General features: G+C 37.1%; 16 protein-coding genes, 3 tRNA genes, 1 pseudogene and 1 other annotated feature. Of the genes and pseudogenes, 14 read left to right on the plus strand and 6 right to left on the minus strand.

Features of this window, described 5'->3' with window-relative positions:
• Positions 1–146 precede the first annotated feature (146 nt).
• The 3 genes from M3182_RS08210 to M3182_RS08220 all read left to right on the plus strand — a co-directional run bounded on the left by M3182_RS08210 (position 147) and on the right by M3182_RS08220 (position 2,488).
• Complete coding sequence (locus M3182_RS08210; protein ID WP_251557627.1) at positions 147–1,739, plus strand: aminotransferase class V-fold PLP-dependent enzyme; 1,593 nt, start codon at positions 147–149, stop codon at positions 1,737–1,739.
• A gap of 63 nt (positions 1,740–1,802) precedes the next feature.
• The gene (locus M3182_RS08215; RefSeq protein WP_251557886.1) at positions 1,803–2,153 is read left to right on the plus strand and encodes a nuclear transport factor 2 family protein; all 351 of its coding nucleotides are present in this window, start codon (positions 1,803–1,805) and stop codon (positions 2,151–2,153) included.
• Between the two features lie 80 nt (positions 2,154–2,233).
• Positions 2,234–2,488 carry a hypothetical protein gene (locus M3182_RS08220; RefSeq protein WP_251432902.1) on the plus strand — a complete coding sequence of 85 codons (255 nt, stop codon included), beginning with the start codon at positions 2,234–2,236 and terminating at the stop codon, positions 2,486–2,488.
• 453 nt (positions 2,489–2,941) lie between these two features.
• On the opposite strand, the gene M3182_RS08225 is transcribed toward M3182_RS08220, so the two are convergent.
• Together M3182_RS08225 and M3182_RS08230 are read right to left on the minus strand one after the other, a co-directional pair.
• Entirely contained in the window at positions 2,942–4,147 is a 1,206-nt protein-coding gene (locus M3182_RS08225; RefSeq protein ID WP_251557628.1) for an MFS transporter, read from the minus strand.
• Positions 4,148–4,368: 221 nt separating this feature from the next.
• Positions 4,369–4,629: a hypothetical protein gene (locus M3182_RS08230; RefSeq protein ID WP_251557629.1), complete on the minus strand. Its 261-nt coding sequence runs from the start codon at positions 4,627–4,629 to the stop codon at positions 4,369–4,371.
• Positions 4,630–4,970: 341 nt separating this feature from the next.
• On the opposite strand from M3182_RS08230, the gene M3182_RS08235 reads away from it, so the two are divergent.
• The 5 genes from M3182_RS08235 to M3182_RS08255 all read left to right on the plus strand — a co-directional run bounded on the left by M3182_RS08235 (position 4,971) and on the right by M3182_RS08255 (position 8,214).
• On the plus strand, positions 4,971–5,423 hold the full coding sequence (locus M3182_RS08235; RefSeq protein ID WP_251433250.1) for a MarR family winged helix-turn-helix transcriptional regulator: 453 nt from the start codon (positions 4,971–4,973) through the stop codon (positions 5,421–5,423).
• Between the two features lie 25 nt (positions 5,424–5,448).
• The gene (gene paiA, locus M3182_RS08240) at positions 5,449–5,964 is read left to right on the plus strand and encodes a spermidine/spermine N(1)-acetyltransferase (RefSeq protein WP_251432910.1); all 516 of its coding nucleotides are present in this window, start codon (positions 5,449–5,451) and stop codon (positions 5,962–5,964) included.
• A 27-nt stretch (positions 5,965–5,991) separates the two neighbouring features.
• Positions 5,992–6,603 (plus strand): FMN-binding negative transcriptional regulator, encoded by a 612-nt coding sequence (locus tag M3182_RS08245; protein WP_251557630.1) that lies wholly within the window; start codon positions 5,992–5,994, stop codon positions 6,601–6,603.
• A 213-nt stretch (positions 6,604–6,816) separates the two neighbouring features.
• Positions 6,817–7,470: a YdeJ family lipoprotein gene (locus M3182_RS08250; protein ID WP_251557631.1), complete on the plus strand. Its 654-nt coding sequence runs from the start codon at positions 6,817–6,819 to the stop codon at positions 7,468–7,470.
• 93 nt (positions 7,471–7,563) lie between these two features.
• The gene (locus M3182_RS08255) at positions 7,564–8,214 is read left to right on the plus strand and encodes a uridine kinase family protein (RefSeq protein WP_251557632.1); all 651 of its coding nucleotides are present in this window, start codon (positions 7,564–7,566) and stop codon (positions 8,212–8,214) included.
• Between the two features lie 56 nt (positions 8,215–8,270).
• Here M3182_RS08255 and M3182_RS08260 read toward each other — a convergent pair whose 3' ends face one another.
• On the minus strand, positions 8,271–8,822 hold the full coding sequence (locus M3182_RS08260) for a GNAT family N-acetyltransferase (RefSeq protein WP_251432920.1): 552 nt from the start codon (positions 8,820–8,822) through the stop codon (positions 8,271–8,273).
• 189 nt (positions 8,823–9,011) lie between these two features.
• On the opposite strand from M3182_RS08260, the gene M3182_RS08265 reads away from it, so the two are divergent.
• The gene (locus tag M3182_RS08265; protein ID WP_251557633.1) at positions 9,012–9,494 is read left to right on the plus strand and encodes a GNAT family N-acetyltransferase; all 483 of its coding nucleotides are present in this window, start codon (positions 9,012–9,014) and stop codon (positions 9,492–9,494) included.
• A gap of 84 nt (positions 9,495–9,578) precedes the next feature.
• Entirely contained in the window at positions 9,579–9,770 is a 192-nt protein-coding gene (locus M3182_RS08270) for a hypothetical protein (RefSeq protein ID WP_251557634.1), read from the plus strand.
• A gap of 390 nt (positions 9,771–10,160) precedes the next feature.
• Here M3182_RS08270 and M3182_RS08275 read toward each other — a convergent pair whose 3' ends face one another.
• Both M3182_RS08275 and M3182_RS08280 read right to left on the minus strand, forming a co-directional pair.
• Entirely contained in the window at positions 10,161–10,439 is a 279-nt protein-coding gene (locus tag M3182_RS08275) for a hypothetical protein (protein ID WP_251432930.1), read from the minus strand.
• 68 nt (positions 10,440–10,507) lie between these two features.
• Entirely contained in the window at positions 10,508–10,975 is a 468-nt protein-coding gene (locus tag M3182_RS08280) for a PH domain-containing protein (RefSeq protein ID WP_251557635.1), read from the minus strand.
• Positions 10,976–11,207: 232 nt separating this feature from the next.
• Positions 11,208–11,483: a binding site (T-box leader), on the plus strand.
• Between the two features lie 60 nt (positions 11,484–11,543).
• Between M3182_RS08280 and metG the strand changes: the two genes are divergently transcribed.
• The gene (gene metG / locus M3182_RS08285) at positions 11,544–13,184 is read left to right on the plus strand and encodes a methionine--tRNA ligase (protein ID WP_251432936.1); all 1,641 of its coding nucleotides are present in this window, start codon (positions 11,544–11,546) and stop codon (positions 13,182–13,184) included.
• An 86-nt stretch (positions 13,185–13,270) separates the two neighbouring features.
• Here the strand turns inward: metG and M3182_RS08290 are convergent.
• Positions 13,271–13,791: pseudogene (locus tag M3182_RS08290) on the minus strand (DinB family protein).
• A 300-nt stretch (positions 13,792–14,091) separates the two neighbouring features.
• On the opposite strand from M3182_RS08290, the gene M3182_RS08295 reads away from it, so the two are divergent.
• The 3 genes from M3182_RS08295 to M3182_RS08305 all read left to right on the plus strand — a co-directional run bounded on the left by M3182_RS08295 (position 14,092) and on the right by M3182_RS08305 (position 14,403).
• Positions 14,092–14,165: transfer RNA gene (locus M3182_RS08295), tRNA-Gly, on the plus strand.
• An 8-nt stretch (positions 14,166–14,173) separates the two neighbouring features.
• A tRNA-Ile gene (locus tag M3182_RS08300) sits at positions 14,174–14,250 on the plus strand.
• Positions 14,251–14,328: 78 nt separating this feature from the next.
• Positions 14,329–14,403: transfer RNA gene (locus M3182_RS08305), tRNA-Asn, on the plus strand.
• Positions 14,404–14,580 lie beyond the last annotated feature (177 nt).

Here is a 14,580-nt window from a genome sequence, read left to right on the forward strand (position 1 = left end):
GTTTTCACTGAATAGCAACTTTTAATCAGGAGATTAGAGCCAGTAAACTTAGTATGAACGCACAAATTGGCTTATCCGGCGTTAAAATCGGCTTTAGGATTTTAACAATAATCTTTACGAAAATAGCCTTTGCTTAAGGAGGCAAAATGATGGAACCGCATAAACTTACTTATAAAATGGCATCGGAACCCGAGGAGATGGAACAAATCTACAAATTGAATTATGAAACGTTTGTAGAAGAAATTCCGCAGCATCATCAAAACGAAAGTCGTAGATTAGTAGATAAATTCGACGAGGAAAATGTCTACCTCATTGCCAAGGACCAAGATAAGGTCGTCGGTATGATTACGGTGCGTAGCAACCGTCCGTTTTCGCTTGATCATAAGCTTGCGAATCTCGATGATTATTTACCGAACGACGCCAACCCTTGTGAAATTCGCTTGCTAGCTGTGAAAAAAGAATATCGAAAAACTCGGGTCTTTTTCGAGTTGGCGAACATGCTGATGAACTATTGCTTAGAAAAAAATTATAATATCGCTCTTATTTCTGGCACTGACCGTCAAATTCGTCTTTATAAAAAAATTGGTTTTGAACCGTTCGGCCCTATGGTTGGAACAAAAGACGCCATGTTTCAGCCGATGTATTTGACAAAAGCAAAATTTGAAACAACATCCAAAGCATTTTCGAAATTGATGGACCAAAGAAAGCAGAAGCAAGTGCCAAACATCATTAATTTTTTACCTGGCCCAGTATCCATTAGCAAAGAAGTCGAACAAGCATTTCAAAACACACCTGTTTCTCATCGATCATCCGATTTTATCAACGAAATGAATACGCTACGAACTAAAATAGCTGAACTAGTAAACGCAAATCATGCTCAAATTCTCGTTGGGACAGGGACACTGGCGAATGATTTAGTGGCTGCACAAATCAAACAACTCGCTGAAAAAGGGCTGATTCTAGCCAATGGCGAATTTGGTGAGCGGTTAATCGATCATGCGGAAAGGTTCAAACTATCTTACTATACAATGAAAAAACAATGGAATGAACCAATTCCAATCAAGGAGATTCACGATTTTCTTGAACAGCATCAAGAAATCAAGTGGATCTGGGCTGTCCATTGTGAGACATCAACAGGTTATCTTTACGACTTGAATGCATTAAAAGAATTAACTAAAAAAAGGAACATCAAACTCTGTGTGGATGCCTGCAGTTCAGTGGGAGTTGTACCAGTCGATTTTCACGGTGTATATTTAGCAAGTACCGTAAGTGGAAAAGGATTAGGAGCTTATCCAGGTTTGGCAATTCTTTTTCATCAAAAACCGATGACTCCGATTTCCGAAATCCCAAGGTACTTAGATTTAGGGCAGTACGCAATCGCGGATAGCGTTCCGTATACCCATTCTTCCAATTTAGTTGCGGCATTACATGTAGCAGTAGATCAAGTGAATATAGAAAACAAATCCACGTTAGCGAGTGCTGTTCGAAACAAGTTAACAAAACTGGGATTTACCATATTGGGGAATGATACCTATTCACCTGGGATTCTAACACTTTCGCTAGCTGAGGATATTTCTTCAAAAACCTTTGGGGATCAGTTAAAAGAAAAAGGGATACTCGTAAGTTATGAAAGCAATTATCTCTTAAAACGAAATTGGATTCAGTTTGCTTTAATGGGAAATCTTACTTGGGATGAGTGTGAGCGTTCATTTAAGGTTCTTCATGAAATGGTTGAGTAGTATCGTAAAAGCTTATGGAATACAGGTCTAGAGTTATTGTATAAAGGGGACTTCTAAAATGAGATTGATTTAAAAAAACAGATCAAACAATTAGAAGAAAAATTATTAAGCCCAGAAGTGCGCTCATCAAAAGTGGAACTACAGAAATTATTAGCGGACGATTTCTTTGAATTTGGTAGTTCAGGGAGGGTTTTGTATAAAGACGAAGAGATTGCGGCAGATGGCATCGGAATCGTAAAGATGAAAATGAGTGATTTCGAAATCCGTCTTTTATCGGATGATGTTGTATTAGCCACATACCTGGTATTGAATGAAAGCACCAACCAACATTCTTTGCGTAGTTCCATATGGAAGCAGAACGAGGGAAAGTGGAAGATGGTTTTTCATCAAGGTACCAAAACTCCTTCGTCTTAACGATAACCTTCATGTACTGCGGGATAGACGATCAGTATCATTGTGGTAAAAAATTTTCCTTAGGAATGGGGGAGACAAGTTTGCGAAAATACTTGGGGATATTATCAATCTTCATTTTAATAGTAACGTATTTCATCCTCCAATCTCTCGTTGGCAAACAAATCGGGCATTTGTGGGTTTGGATCATTGTCATTGGCTATGTGGCTGCGGCCTTATCTTCTTGGTATAGTACGAGCGGATTTTGGAGAAAAGCATCTGCAACGGTTTTGATTATCCTACCTATTGGCTATTTGGTTATCATCGCTTTGTTCATTATCGGAATGGCTGGCTCGTAACGCTTAACCATTAATACTGAAAAAGAGTTTAGGAGATTGCTAAGCTCTTTTTTTCTATAGTTTTAGTATCGAACTAGTATTATATTCCAGTTGAAATACGGAATAGAGTTCGTTGTTAAAAGTTGATTTATTAATGAAAATGATTAAAAAATACAATTAACAACAGGTAGGTGTACTAAATGTCCGGTATTCCTCTGAAAAATTTTCTTACTATTCTGGCAGGTGGATCATGTATCCCTATAGTTGAGGGTATTTTTAATACCCACATTAACTTAAATAATTTTATCCTTTTTTTCTCTGGTGGTCTTCTAGGTTTAACATTATCGGATGGAAAAACGTGATTTGTTCCACGCATTTTTATAATCTAGCTTTTAAAGTGGATGTCTTCACAAGCAATCACACAGCCAATTCAAAAGAAGGACTTTGCAGGTAACAAAGTCCTTCATTCATTGCTTATTGCTCAAACTTTCTAACAAACAGAGACTTATTTTGATGAACAATTATGCTAACCACTGCAAGCAAAAGCCCTGAAATCATGAATACGATTCTAACCCCCAGCAAATCTGCTAGCAAGCCTATAAAAAGAGAACCAATGCCAAAGATTCCCGTTCCAATCGCACCTAATGAAGTATAAACCGTTGACAGCTTTTCTTTTGAAACGCTCGTTTGGATAACGGATTGTTGAGGGATATTTTTAATTTGTCCAAAAATCCCAATACAGAACGATAAAAATAGGGCAATGATTGGAATACTGTTGATGCTAAAAAAGAATGTGACTATGAAACTTAGGAAGGAGCCAACATACATAAAAGTTCCCAACTTCTTTTCAACAACAGTCGAATATTTTAGACAGTATGCACTTCCTAAAATCAACCCTAAAAAGAAAGCACCATTGATCCAACCCCACCATCTTACATCAACGTTCAAGGCATCGCTGACGAACACATATAAAATGGCAGCGATCCAAACGGTCCCTGCAAGGGTTTCGAAAAACTCCATCAAAGCGATTCTTTTTAACACTGGAGTTTTCGATAAAGTGACCCATCCCTCTTTCATCTGTGTAAATTTCCCATTAGGCTCAGCGGCTATATGCGTGACATTTTCTAATAAACAAAGAAAAACACTTGCCAATATGAATAAACCAACGACCAACCAAACTAGTTGTTGTGCATTCATAATCAATAAAAGTAAACTTCCGACGAACCACATAACCGCTTGGATGACTTGGGTAACAGTTTCAGCCATTCCATTCGCTTGAATCAACTTTTTCGCATCCACATAGTAGGGAATCAATGTTTGCCGAATCGGATTTGCACATCCATCCAATAACGCAATCAATCCTATGATGAGGAAAATGAAAATATAGTTTGATGCCGTTATTCCAATGAACATGAATCCTAGAATAAAAAGCAAAACCGTTTTTCCAATTTGCGACCCAGCCATTAACCATTTTAGATTTATTTTCCCAACTAAAAGAGGAGTTAATAGACTAGAAAGAAACATGCAAGAAGTAATCGTAAATGGAACAAATGACGATGCCGTTGCTGAGCCGGTTAAAACAAAAATCGTACTAATCACACTGACCATGTATAATACATCACCAATATTAGCGAGCGATTGTCCCAATAGTAGGAACGTAAAATTTTTATTCAATTTCATTCAATATCCCCCAATTTTTAAAATGAATCTTGTCTAGATAAGGGGATGTTAAATTGGACGGTTCATAAAATTTTACTCCTTTCATCTACGGATAAACCTGGGGGATTCGATTCATCACAAGTTTAATCAAGGTTATATGGATCTTGCTATTCTTAAAACGTAATACACAATTAACCTTGCATTTACATGGTGAAACATAATCAAGCTCTATCTAAAACCTATTAGTATTCAATTAACACTTTCAACGGACGAACTTTTCCTTGACTCAAATCCTCAAAACATTGAATTAGTTCTTGTTTCCTAATTTTCCATTCAGATAATTTATTTAACATAGAACCTTCCTGTTTCATGTGATCAAAATACCATTTTGAATGTTTTTTGTAATCCCAACCATCACTCGAACCAATTATTTTTAATTCTTTCTCATAAAATTCTGGTTGCAGTTCAAACACGTCTTTATTTCCGTCTGATAAGATGCACAACCCAGCATCTTGCTATAGAGACTTTTATAAAGCATTAAATTAAAGGCTTCTTTAGAGGCAGAACATTCAAATCCATAAGAATAAAAGTTTCCTGGACACTCGTAGGGGGCAACATACCGTCCGAACTAATGAAGAGCCAGCGCTACATTTATTGTATCATTCGCAGCATTTGTCATGTAGGAAATTTACCCATTTGCTGGTGAATTTTATTGCAATTGCAATAAAAAGAGAGTAAATTAAGTTTATGCTGTTTTTGTTGCATTTACAACAAAACTTAAGCTGTATGTTTTGTAAAATCTTTTTAAATATTTATAACAGAAATCCACACTAAGGAGTTCATGATCATGGAAATTCTTCGTGAAATCGGAATGATTGCGAGGGCATTGGATTCAATTAGCAATATCGAATTCAAAGAATATGACCTGACAAAAGGGCAGTATTTGTATTTGGTGCGAATCTGTGAAAACCCTGGAATCATCCAAGAGAAATTAGCGGAAATGATCAAAGTCGATCGAACAACAGCCGCTCGGGCAATCAAAAAACTAGAAATCAATGGGTTTATTGAAAAGAAAGACGATCACCAAAATAAAAAAATCAAAAAACTCTTTCCAACAGAAAAAGGGAATATCGTTTGTCCTTTTATCAAAAGAGAAAATGATTACTCCAATAATGTGGCATTAGATGGTTTTTCTGAAACAGAAGCAGAAACCTTATACCACCTTCTTCATAGGGTAAGAAAAAATGTCGAAAAAGACTGGGAGTTTGTAAAAAAGGGAAACAAGCGAATTTATTGAATATACGAAGGAGTGTTTAATTGAAATGACTATAAATATAATGAAGTGTACCCTTGAAGATTTACATACCCTGCAAAACATTAGCTATGAAACATTTAATGAAACGTTTAAAGATCAAAATTCACCTGAAAATATGAGCACCTACTTGGAAAAGGCCTTTAACTTAGCTCAATTAGAAAAAGAATTAACCAATCCTGCTTCACAATTCTTTTTTGTTACTGTAAACGAAGAAGTTACTGGATATTTAAAGGTGAATACCGATGATGCTCAGTCGGAAGACATGGGGGATGAATCTCTTGAAATCGAGCGGATTTATATAAAATCCAAGTTTCAAAAACACGGGCTCGGAAAAATTTTGTTCAATCATGCGATGGATCTCGCTTCAAAGAATAAGAAAACGAAAATTTGGCTTGGCGTTTGGGAGAAAAATTTAAACGCGATCGCTTTTTATGAAAAAATGGGATTCACTCAAACCGGGGCACATGCTTTTTATATGGGCGATGAAAAACAAATCGATTTCATCTTGACCAAAACATTATAATCACTGCATTTGAAAGGGGTGGGGACAATGTATATTCCTAAGCATTTTAAAATGGAAGATGAAGCAGAAATTTATGAGGTTATTGAAGAATTTGGCTTTGCGACTCTTTTTTCTCAGCATGAAGGAGAACCTTACGCATCGCATCTTCCGCTCATGTTAAACAAATCGGAAAAGGCTTTATACGGTCATTTTGCCCGGCCGAATCAACAATGGAAGGATGCTGAACACCAACAAGTTCTCGCAGTTTTTCAAGGACCTCACTGCTATATTTCACCTACTTGGTATGAAACAAATAAAGCCGTCCCTACTTGGAATTATGTGTCCATCCATGTATATGGAAAGCTTGAAGTCATTGAAACTCCCAATCTAGTATTTGACTCGCTAAACGACTTGGTCAAAAAGTATGAAGGCCCAAACAGTTCCTATCAATTAGATGAGGTAGAACCTTATTTTATAGAAGGAATGAGCAAGGGAATTGTTGCGTTCAGAATCCATATCACCAAAATCGAAGCAAAAGCGAAATTAAGTCAAAATCATCCTGTAGAACGACAAGAAAGGGTTATTCAGCATCTAGAAAACTCTCCACACCATGACTCTCAACAAGTGGCCGCATTGATGAAGAAAAATTTGCGAAAATAAATTATACGATCGGACCATACATTTTAGTACTATGTATGGGCCTTTTTAATATGATAGATTTTTTACGTTTACAAATTTACTAGGAGTTTTAGCATACTATGGTAAACTATTCGTAGAAGTGTGAATATTCTTGCATAAATAGTTCTTGACCACTACAAAGCGAAATTAATGACTAAACCTTCATACGATTTATATGAAAGGATGAATAAACAGATGAAAAAAGGATCCCTAATTCTTTCTTCGGCCTTGGCTTTGCTATTGCTAGGAGGATGTGCTGGCGATACAAATGAAGAAACATCAAAAAATTCTTCGGAGAATAGTTCTGCGGTCGGATCTACTGCCAAAGACACAACAGATAAAAATACATCAACAAATGAGGAACAAAACACAGAAACTTCTGATGCAACGGAGGACTCTTCAGAAAGTGACCAGCTTTCCGAAAACAGTGACAAGAAGGACGACGAGCAGCAAGTAAAAGACCCTTTAGCTCCATATTCGAGTGAACAAATTGAATATGCAAGAGTTTGGTTGCAACTTGGACCCAATAAAGATGTGGATGGCTTATATGTTCGACTGATTCCAGCGGGTACGCCGCTTAATCCTGATGATGAAACCAGCGCGAGTTATCCAGAAGATGTGATTCAGTTGGCTGGTTCGCGTTTAATCGATGGATCCGTTACCTATAGTGGCAATGGAGATGGCACAATCAATGTTTACAACGTTCCTTTACGTTGGGACGGACAATATCCTGCAGGAGAAGATTTCTATAAAGAAATCATTGAAAATACAAAGCTCGTAACCGTTGATACAGGTGTTGATGAAGAAATCATCGGATTAATAGAATTGATTATGGTTCATGATGAGTAAAATTATATGTGCGCTAACCACCGAAACGAATGGAGAAGGTCCTCTTTATAAGGGAGTGGCAACTATAAAAATATACACGAAATGGGGAAACGAATGGAAAATGTGCTACAGGAAGTCGCCAATTTTATCAGTAAAAACGAAAACCGAGTCATCATAGGGATATCAGGTCATGGGGCATCTGGCAAGACAACATTTGCAACTAAGCTATTAAAAATGCTGGAACCTAACGATGTGAATTATTTGAACACCGACCCTTATATTATTGGCTCTGACCTTAGGATGTACAGCTCAATAAATTACGAATATAACAGCGAAAATCATCATTCTAAAATGACAGCGTGTCATCCTGCGGCACACAACATTTTAGCGCTACAGAGAGATGTAACCATGATAAAAGATGGTTTAGACTTTTACACAATTGACACTCATTATAAAAATAGCACTCTAATTTCTTCTCAGTACATAGGGAATATTGTTGAAGGAATGAGTGTGGCCTTTGTGAATCCCGATTTGTTTGATTTGAAAATCTATCTCTATACAGATGGAGAAACCGAGTTTCAAAGAAGATCGGTTCGCGATGTGTCTGAAAGAGGAACCAGTTTAAACTATTTACGAGAATCTCATGAAGAGCGTAGAATTCAATACGAATTATTTATGCATCCTTATCATCAAAATTTTGATGTTGTGATAAAGAGTATCAATGGGGAATATGTACTCGAGAAAAGGGAGTATAAGTCATTTTGATCATAACTAAAGAAAAAATGCGATTGCTCTAAAAAAGCAGCAGTCGCATTTTGGGTTTATTCTGATTTCACTAGAGTATAAAGCAAATAACTGTTAAACGCACTGTTTTCCCCTGTCAATCCTGATAGTATTTTACAGTCGTTCTTACCGAGTTTCTCTATGATTCTTTTCGACGCCGTATTTTCCGGATGTACGGTTGCGATGACTTTCTTTAAGCCGATGGTGTTGAATCCATAGTTTAAAATGGCTTCCGCTGCTTCACTAGTGAAGCCACGTTCTTGGAAGGCTTCTTGAATGCCGTAGTAGATTTCTATTTCTTGCGGATCGATGTCATGTGGACCGAGACCCCCAATCCCAATCGTTTCGAGCGTTTCTTTTAAAACAAAAGCCAAATTAAACTTGTAAATTTTCTCAGGTGTATTTTTTTGGTTGCAGTTTTTTGACCATTGAACCATGTTTTCAATTTCTGTGACATCGGCAGGAGGCGTATCAGGCTGATAGGTAAAGTGGTTTGGTTCTGTCGCCATTTTAAAAATAGGCACCACATCTTCCTCGATGAGAGGCCGCAAGATTAATCGGTCCGTTTCAATTTTTGCATTTAGGAACATTTTGTTCACCATCCATATCGTCATAGGTTCATAGCATTTTCAACATTTTCAACTTTAAGACTTATAAATTATATTTCATTGAATATTAGACTGACAACGACTTTGTTAAAATTTGGTTAGCAGTTGCTGGTGGTGGTTTTTCTACAACAGGCGAGTAGTATCTGTGGAAAAATGGGGAGGAAGACTATTTTGATTGAAACGGAAAGATGTACAATACAACCTTTTGAAAAAGAGGATTCTTCGGATACAAAAAAACTATTTGTCCATCCAGAAGTGCGGAAATTCCTTGGTGGAATTCGAGAAGAAACATACAAACAAGAATCATTGAACTGGATGATCAATCCATGTGAAAATGAATTCTATTGGGTTGTGCGAGAAAAAACAACAAAGAATCTTATTGGTCTTGTTTCACTAGATCCTCATCATGATGGAGATTTTTTGGAAGTGTCTTATCAATTTTTGCCAAAGTGGTGGGGAAAAGGCTATGCAAGTGAGGGTGTTCAGCGGGTGCTCCAATACGCTTTTACCGATCTAAAACAAGAAAAAATCGTCGCTGAAACTCAAACTGCTAATGAACGGTCATGTCGACTCCTAGAAAGGGTAGGGATGCAGTTAGAACACAAGGTAATCAGGTTTGGGGCGGAACAAGCGATTTATTCTATGAAAGCCTAGTATCCTATAAAATATTAATTTTCTTCATCTAGAATACCTTTAAATAGAAAAATCTTTTATGTGGATTTGATCTGGAGGTTACAAATGAAACTTTTGAAAGGATTGTTCCAGACGGTCGCTTTTATTAGTGCTGGAGCATTTACTTTAGCGTTTTTTAATATTGGTAGAGAATTTTTTGATGCAAATTTAAGGTGGTTTGTTTCATCTCTATGGATTGCTTTAATCGGAGAGTGGATGATAAATAAAATGGAAAAGAAACAAGCGAAAGCTAGTTAAAAAAGCTCAGAGTTTGCTCGGATAATCGGTTGAATAAAGTTTGGAAAAACGGAAAATATCATAGCTTTTGGAGGTGTAATTATTATGAAAATTTGCACCTCATTTTTTTGATGTATGAATTTTTAATAGCCCAATTTATGTATTTTACTATACAAACTCGCACTACTTTTAAAACCTGTTTTAGCGATAAGAATAAATACCTTTATAGTGGCTAACTACACAACTCATTTGGTTATTAAGGTGCGTATTGAATTTGCAGAACCATAAAATATATAAATATGATTGTACAAGAGTACTAGTATCAAAGGGAGAATATAGAAAAAATAAAGGACCAGCCTCGGCTAATCCGATATGGTGTACTACCATGAGCTCGAGATTGTTAAATTACGACTAGCATATCGAGGCTTCAATCATTTTTATTACACCACTTTTCATGCTAATACTGTCTGTACCGTTTTCACAGTTTTCTTTGTTTTCCCATTCAATTATATATTTATTAGATTTCGTCGTTACAGAAATGATTTCAACTTCACCAATGTCTTGTGTGTGGGAACCAAGAACAATTTGTTTCGCTTCTGCCTCTGATATTTCAGGAACATTCGAGTTCATGTTCATACAACCACTCAAAATAACAACAAGGAATAAACATACCATAATCATTTTATTCATTTAAACCCCCCTCGTATATATACTTCGACGGCAATGCAAAATAAAAGTTTCATTCATTTTTTGTTAAACTATGGCTGCTCGGTGATTTCGTCTTCAAACTGGCTATCAAATTTTACCGAAGGGTTTTGTATTAACATTTGATGCACGAACACGACATGATCATTGGGCGAAATCGCAATTGTTTTATACCGTTCATAGTTGATTTCGATTTTATCTATAGATAAAGCGGGGTCTGTAAATGGATTTCTCGTTCTTCTAATGCTGGTGATTTCTTCAATCTTGATCCTCTTCTTAAAAGGCCCGTATTGAATTTTAAGAGTGTTGTCTTCAATGGTGTAGCCCGTTTTAAACCATATCCACAATAATGACAAGCCAATTGACCATAAAATCAAAATTTTTATCCATTGCTGATCAAAAAAATCAGGTGTCATCCAAACGCCAAACTCTGGAAACAAAACAGGTGGCACCATTAATAACAACGCAAACAACCAAATAATAAACGTCATCCATACATCTCGTTTTGATGGAAAAAACAATGTCTATCCCTCCTTACTAGTTGTTCATACGATTATAAAGACTCCTAGGTTTCAATCTTCGAATATAAAAAGTCACAGCGACTCCCCGAAAAATCTTGTTTCACAGAATGTTTCACGGACTATGTTTGAGGTTCGATTTCATATTAATGAGAAAAATTTAGAATAGTGGGCAGATTTAGATTGACTCCATATGTATTTAAGAATAAAATATTCGTTAATTAACCTTAATGAAATAATGGCAATGAAGAGAAAAAGTAAAATGAATTTGTTTTTCCCCAGAGAGCTTCGGTAGCTGAAAAGAAGCAAAAACATTCATTTGAACAATGGTCTCTGAGCTTCGTACTGAACGAACTAGTTGTTTTAGTAGGATACGACGAGAGTTGGCACTCGTTATCAATGTCACAGTATAAGAGCAACTTTTTCTTGCTCCGTACTTGTGGAGGCAAATGGTGTAAATCATTTGCGAATTAAGGTGGTACCGCGTGGAAATACAAACCTCGCCCTTAACTTTTTATAGTTAGGGCGGGGTTTTTTTGTTTTCAAAAAATCACTGTAGGAGGTTTATATTATGAGTATTTTTATTGGTGGTGCCTGGGCTTATGCGAACGGTTCGTTACATCTCGGTCATCTTTCAAGTTTGTTACCGGGGGACATACTTGCGAGGTATTATCGCTTGAAAGGGGAAAAGGTTTTATATGTATCAGGTAGTGATTGCAATGGAACACCGATCACGATCAAAGCTAAACAGGAGGGGGTTCGTCCTAAAGACATCGCTGACCGTTATCATCAGGAATTTGTTGATTGTTTCACCAAACTAGGATTCTCATACGATACCTATACAAGGACCGATACAGTTCATCATCATAGGATCGTCCAAGAGATTTTTTTAGAATTGCTTGAAAGGGGTCATATTTACAAAAAAGAAATTGAACAAACTTATTGTGAATTTGACCAACAATTTTTACCTGATCGATACGTAGAAGGGATTTGTCCAAACTGTGGTGCAAATGCTCGAGGCGACCAATGTGATCATTGTTCAACTGTGTTAGAGCCGCTTGACTTACTGGATCGAAAATGTAAAATTTGCGGGAATTCCCCAACAACAAGGTTCACAGAGCATTTTTATTTTTCACTAAGTTCGTTCCAAGCAGTGTTAGAACAGTATACTCAAGCAGCGGAGGAGAACCATCTCTGGCGTGAAAATGCTATTAGTTTAACGAAACGCTACTTAAAAGAAGGCTTACAAGATCGAGCCGTTTCAAGAGATTTGCCGATCGGAGTGAGTGTTCCAGTAGCTGGTTATGAAGAAAAGAAGATCTATGTATGGATTGAGGCGGTTTCAGGTTATTACACAGCTAGTAAGTTATGGGCGAAAGAAAATAATCAAGATGATTCGGCTTTTTGGAATGCCTCAACTGTATCTTATTACGTTCACGGGAAAGATAATATCCCATTTCATTCGATTATTTGGCCTGGAATTCTTGCTGGTCTTGGTAAAGAACCGTTGCCAACTCACATCGTTTCCAATGAATACTTAACATTGGAGAGGAAGAAATTGTCCACAAGTAAAAACTGGGCCGTTTGGGTTCCGGACCTATTAGAAAGGTATCATCCAGATTCGATTCGGTATTTCCTCACCATCAACGCACCAGAGAATCGTGATGCTGATTTTTCTTGGAAGGAATTCATTCATAGCCATAATAGCGAGTTATTAGGAGCGTATGGAAACTTTGTCAATCGAACATTGAAATTTATTGAAAAATCATTTGATGGAGTGATTCCTGAGAAGCCTATCACTACAAATATTCAAGAGAAAGTTAAGCAACTATACGATGAAGTAGGTCAGTGCATTGAAGCCACTTCATTTAAACTAGGATTGGAAAAAGTCTTTGAACTAGTAAGGTTCTCCAATAAATACTTTGACGAACAAAAACCTTGGAAACAAATAAAAGAGGACCCTGAGTCGTGCAAACAAACCTTGGCTGACTGTGTTTACCTACTAGCAAATCTAGCGCAAATCCTAGCCCCATTCCTACCTTTCTCAAGCAACAAGGTCAAAGAAATGGTAAACACACAACAAACCCAATGGAAACCAGTCAAAGTCCAATCACAACAACTATCCAAAATTGAACCAATATATGAACGAATAGACCTAGCTAGAATTGAAGAGGAACTAGAAAGATTAAACCAACAGAAAAAGTCACAGTGACGCCCCGAAAAATCTTGTTTCACAGGATGGATGTTCCACAGATAGTGAGCCAAAATAAACCCGGTCGGAGTATACTCTCGACCGGGCTATTTTTTCGACGCAAGAATACTTAAGTATGCTTCCCATGGGCCAACGTCGGTGTTGTACCTTTTTGCCATCACTCTTACAATTTGAGAGATATGCGTTAGATCATGAACTACCCAGGTTAATAATAATTCTCTAAACCAAATTCGGGATGGAGACCTGTTTTTTCAAGGTCTCTTTCTGGATTGACCAAACTCTTCAGTTTCATGATATTTTGAGCGCGGATGTTCTTGAATTCTATTAACCTTTCTTCAATGGGAATATGAGCGGACCTCTTTAGGTGGCTGAATCGGTCAAATGGGGGAAGGGGGCTAATTGAACCGTCTTGAAGCACTCTTTCTAATCGAGGAATCCAGTTCGTATCATCCACCTCAATCAGATGATTCACCACTTCGTAGGCATTCCAAGTTCCTTCGCCTTCATTGCAGTGCAACCAACATTCCGAAATCCCTTTTAGCAGCTGTTCTATGGTGAGTGGTATTCTTGCCAAAACTTCAATCGATTCTTCAAGGTTAAAATTCATTCCGAAAAGCCCCTTTCAATCTTTAAAAGTGGAATTCAGTAAAGCAGTATCTAATAGAGGAATGGTAGTTATTGAATTGTATTCGAAAAGAGAAATGAACATACATGCGAAGGAAATTCAATGACCGCTATGTTGTAAATAAGAATAACCAATGAGAAGAAAGGATAATCAATAAGGAGGAGGTATTGAGCTTTTAAAGGAAATCTGAAGGCATGCTAGTCTATTATTTTATATAATATCTTGGCATAATCTTAGATTTATGTTATTATTTTCATCGTCGAAAAGATAACAAACCAACACGCGGGTGTAGTTTACTGGTAAAACCTCAGCCTTCCAAGCTGATGTAGTGGGTTCGATTCCCATCACCCGCTCCAATTATTATGGGCCTATAGCTCAGCTGGTTAGAGCGCACGCCTGATAAGCGTGAGGTCGGTGGTTCGAGTCCACTTAGGCCCACCATTTTTCATAGGAAATGATTAAATTTCTTCTTTTCGGATATCCTAACAAGAGAAGGACGTTAAGCTAATTTATAATTGTTCCGCAGTAGCTCAGTGGTAGAGCATTCGGCTGTTAACCGAACGGTCGTAGGTTCGAATCCTACCTGCGGAGCCATTTTTTTGCCTTTTTTTTAAAAGCATAAAAGTATACATAATGATGAAGTAAACTACTTAACGCTACGAACAGTGGCGTTCTTATATGATTAACAGATATGGCAAAGACCGACTGAATTCAGTCGGTCTTTCTTATTGTTCACACTTTTTTCAGTGTTAAATTATACTTGCCAATTGG

Origin of the sequence: Mesobacillus maritimus (assembly GCF_023715205.1) — a bacterium.
Taxonomy (GTDB): domain Bacteria; phylum Bacillota; class Bacilli; order Bacillales; family Cytobacillaceae; genus Mesobacillus_B; species Mesobacillus_B maritimus_C.

Bases quoted from the DNA above. Each gene is read 5' to 3' on its own strand.
- paiA (WP_251432910.1), top strand. From the start codon at position 5,449: ATGACTATAAATATAATGAAGTGTACCCTTGAAGATTTACATACCCTG.
- M3182_RS08275 (WP_251432930.1), bottom strand. From the start codon at position 10,439: ATGAATAAAATGATTATGGTATGTTTATTCCTTGTTGTTATTTTGAGT.
- M3182_RS08245 (WP_251557630.1), top strand. From the start codon at position 5,992: ATGTATATTCCTAAGCATTTTAAAATGGAAGATGAAGCAGAAATTTAT.
- M3182_RS08255 (WP_251557632.1), top strand. From the start codon at position 7,564: ATGGAAAATGTGCTACAGGAAGTCGCCAATTTTATCAGTAAAAACGAA.
- M3182_RS08225 (WP_251557628.1), bottom strand. From the start codon at position 4,147: ATGAAATTGAATAAAAATTTTACGTTCCTACTATTGGGACAATCGCTC.
- M3182_RS08260 (WP_251432920.1), bottom strand. From the start codon at position 8,822: ATGTTCCTAAATGCAAAAATTGAAACGGACCGATTAATCTTGCGGCCT.
- metG (WP_251432936.1), top strand. From the start codon at position 11,544: ATGAGTATTTTTATTGGTGGTGCCTGGGCTTATGCGAACGGTTCGTTA.
- M3182_RS08210 (WP_251557627.1), top strand. From the start codon at position 147: ATGATGGAACCGCATAAACTTACTTATAAAATGGCATCGGAACCCGAG.
- M3182_RS08270 (WP_251557634.1), top strand. From the start codon at position 9,579: ATGAAACTTTTGAAAGGATTGTTCCAGACGGTCGCTTTTATTAGTGCT.
- M3182_RS08250 (WP_251557631.1), top strand. From the start codon at position 6,817: ATGAAAAAAGGATCCCTAATTCTTTCTTCGGCCTTGGCTTTGCTATTG.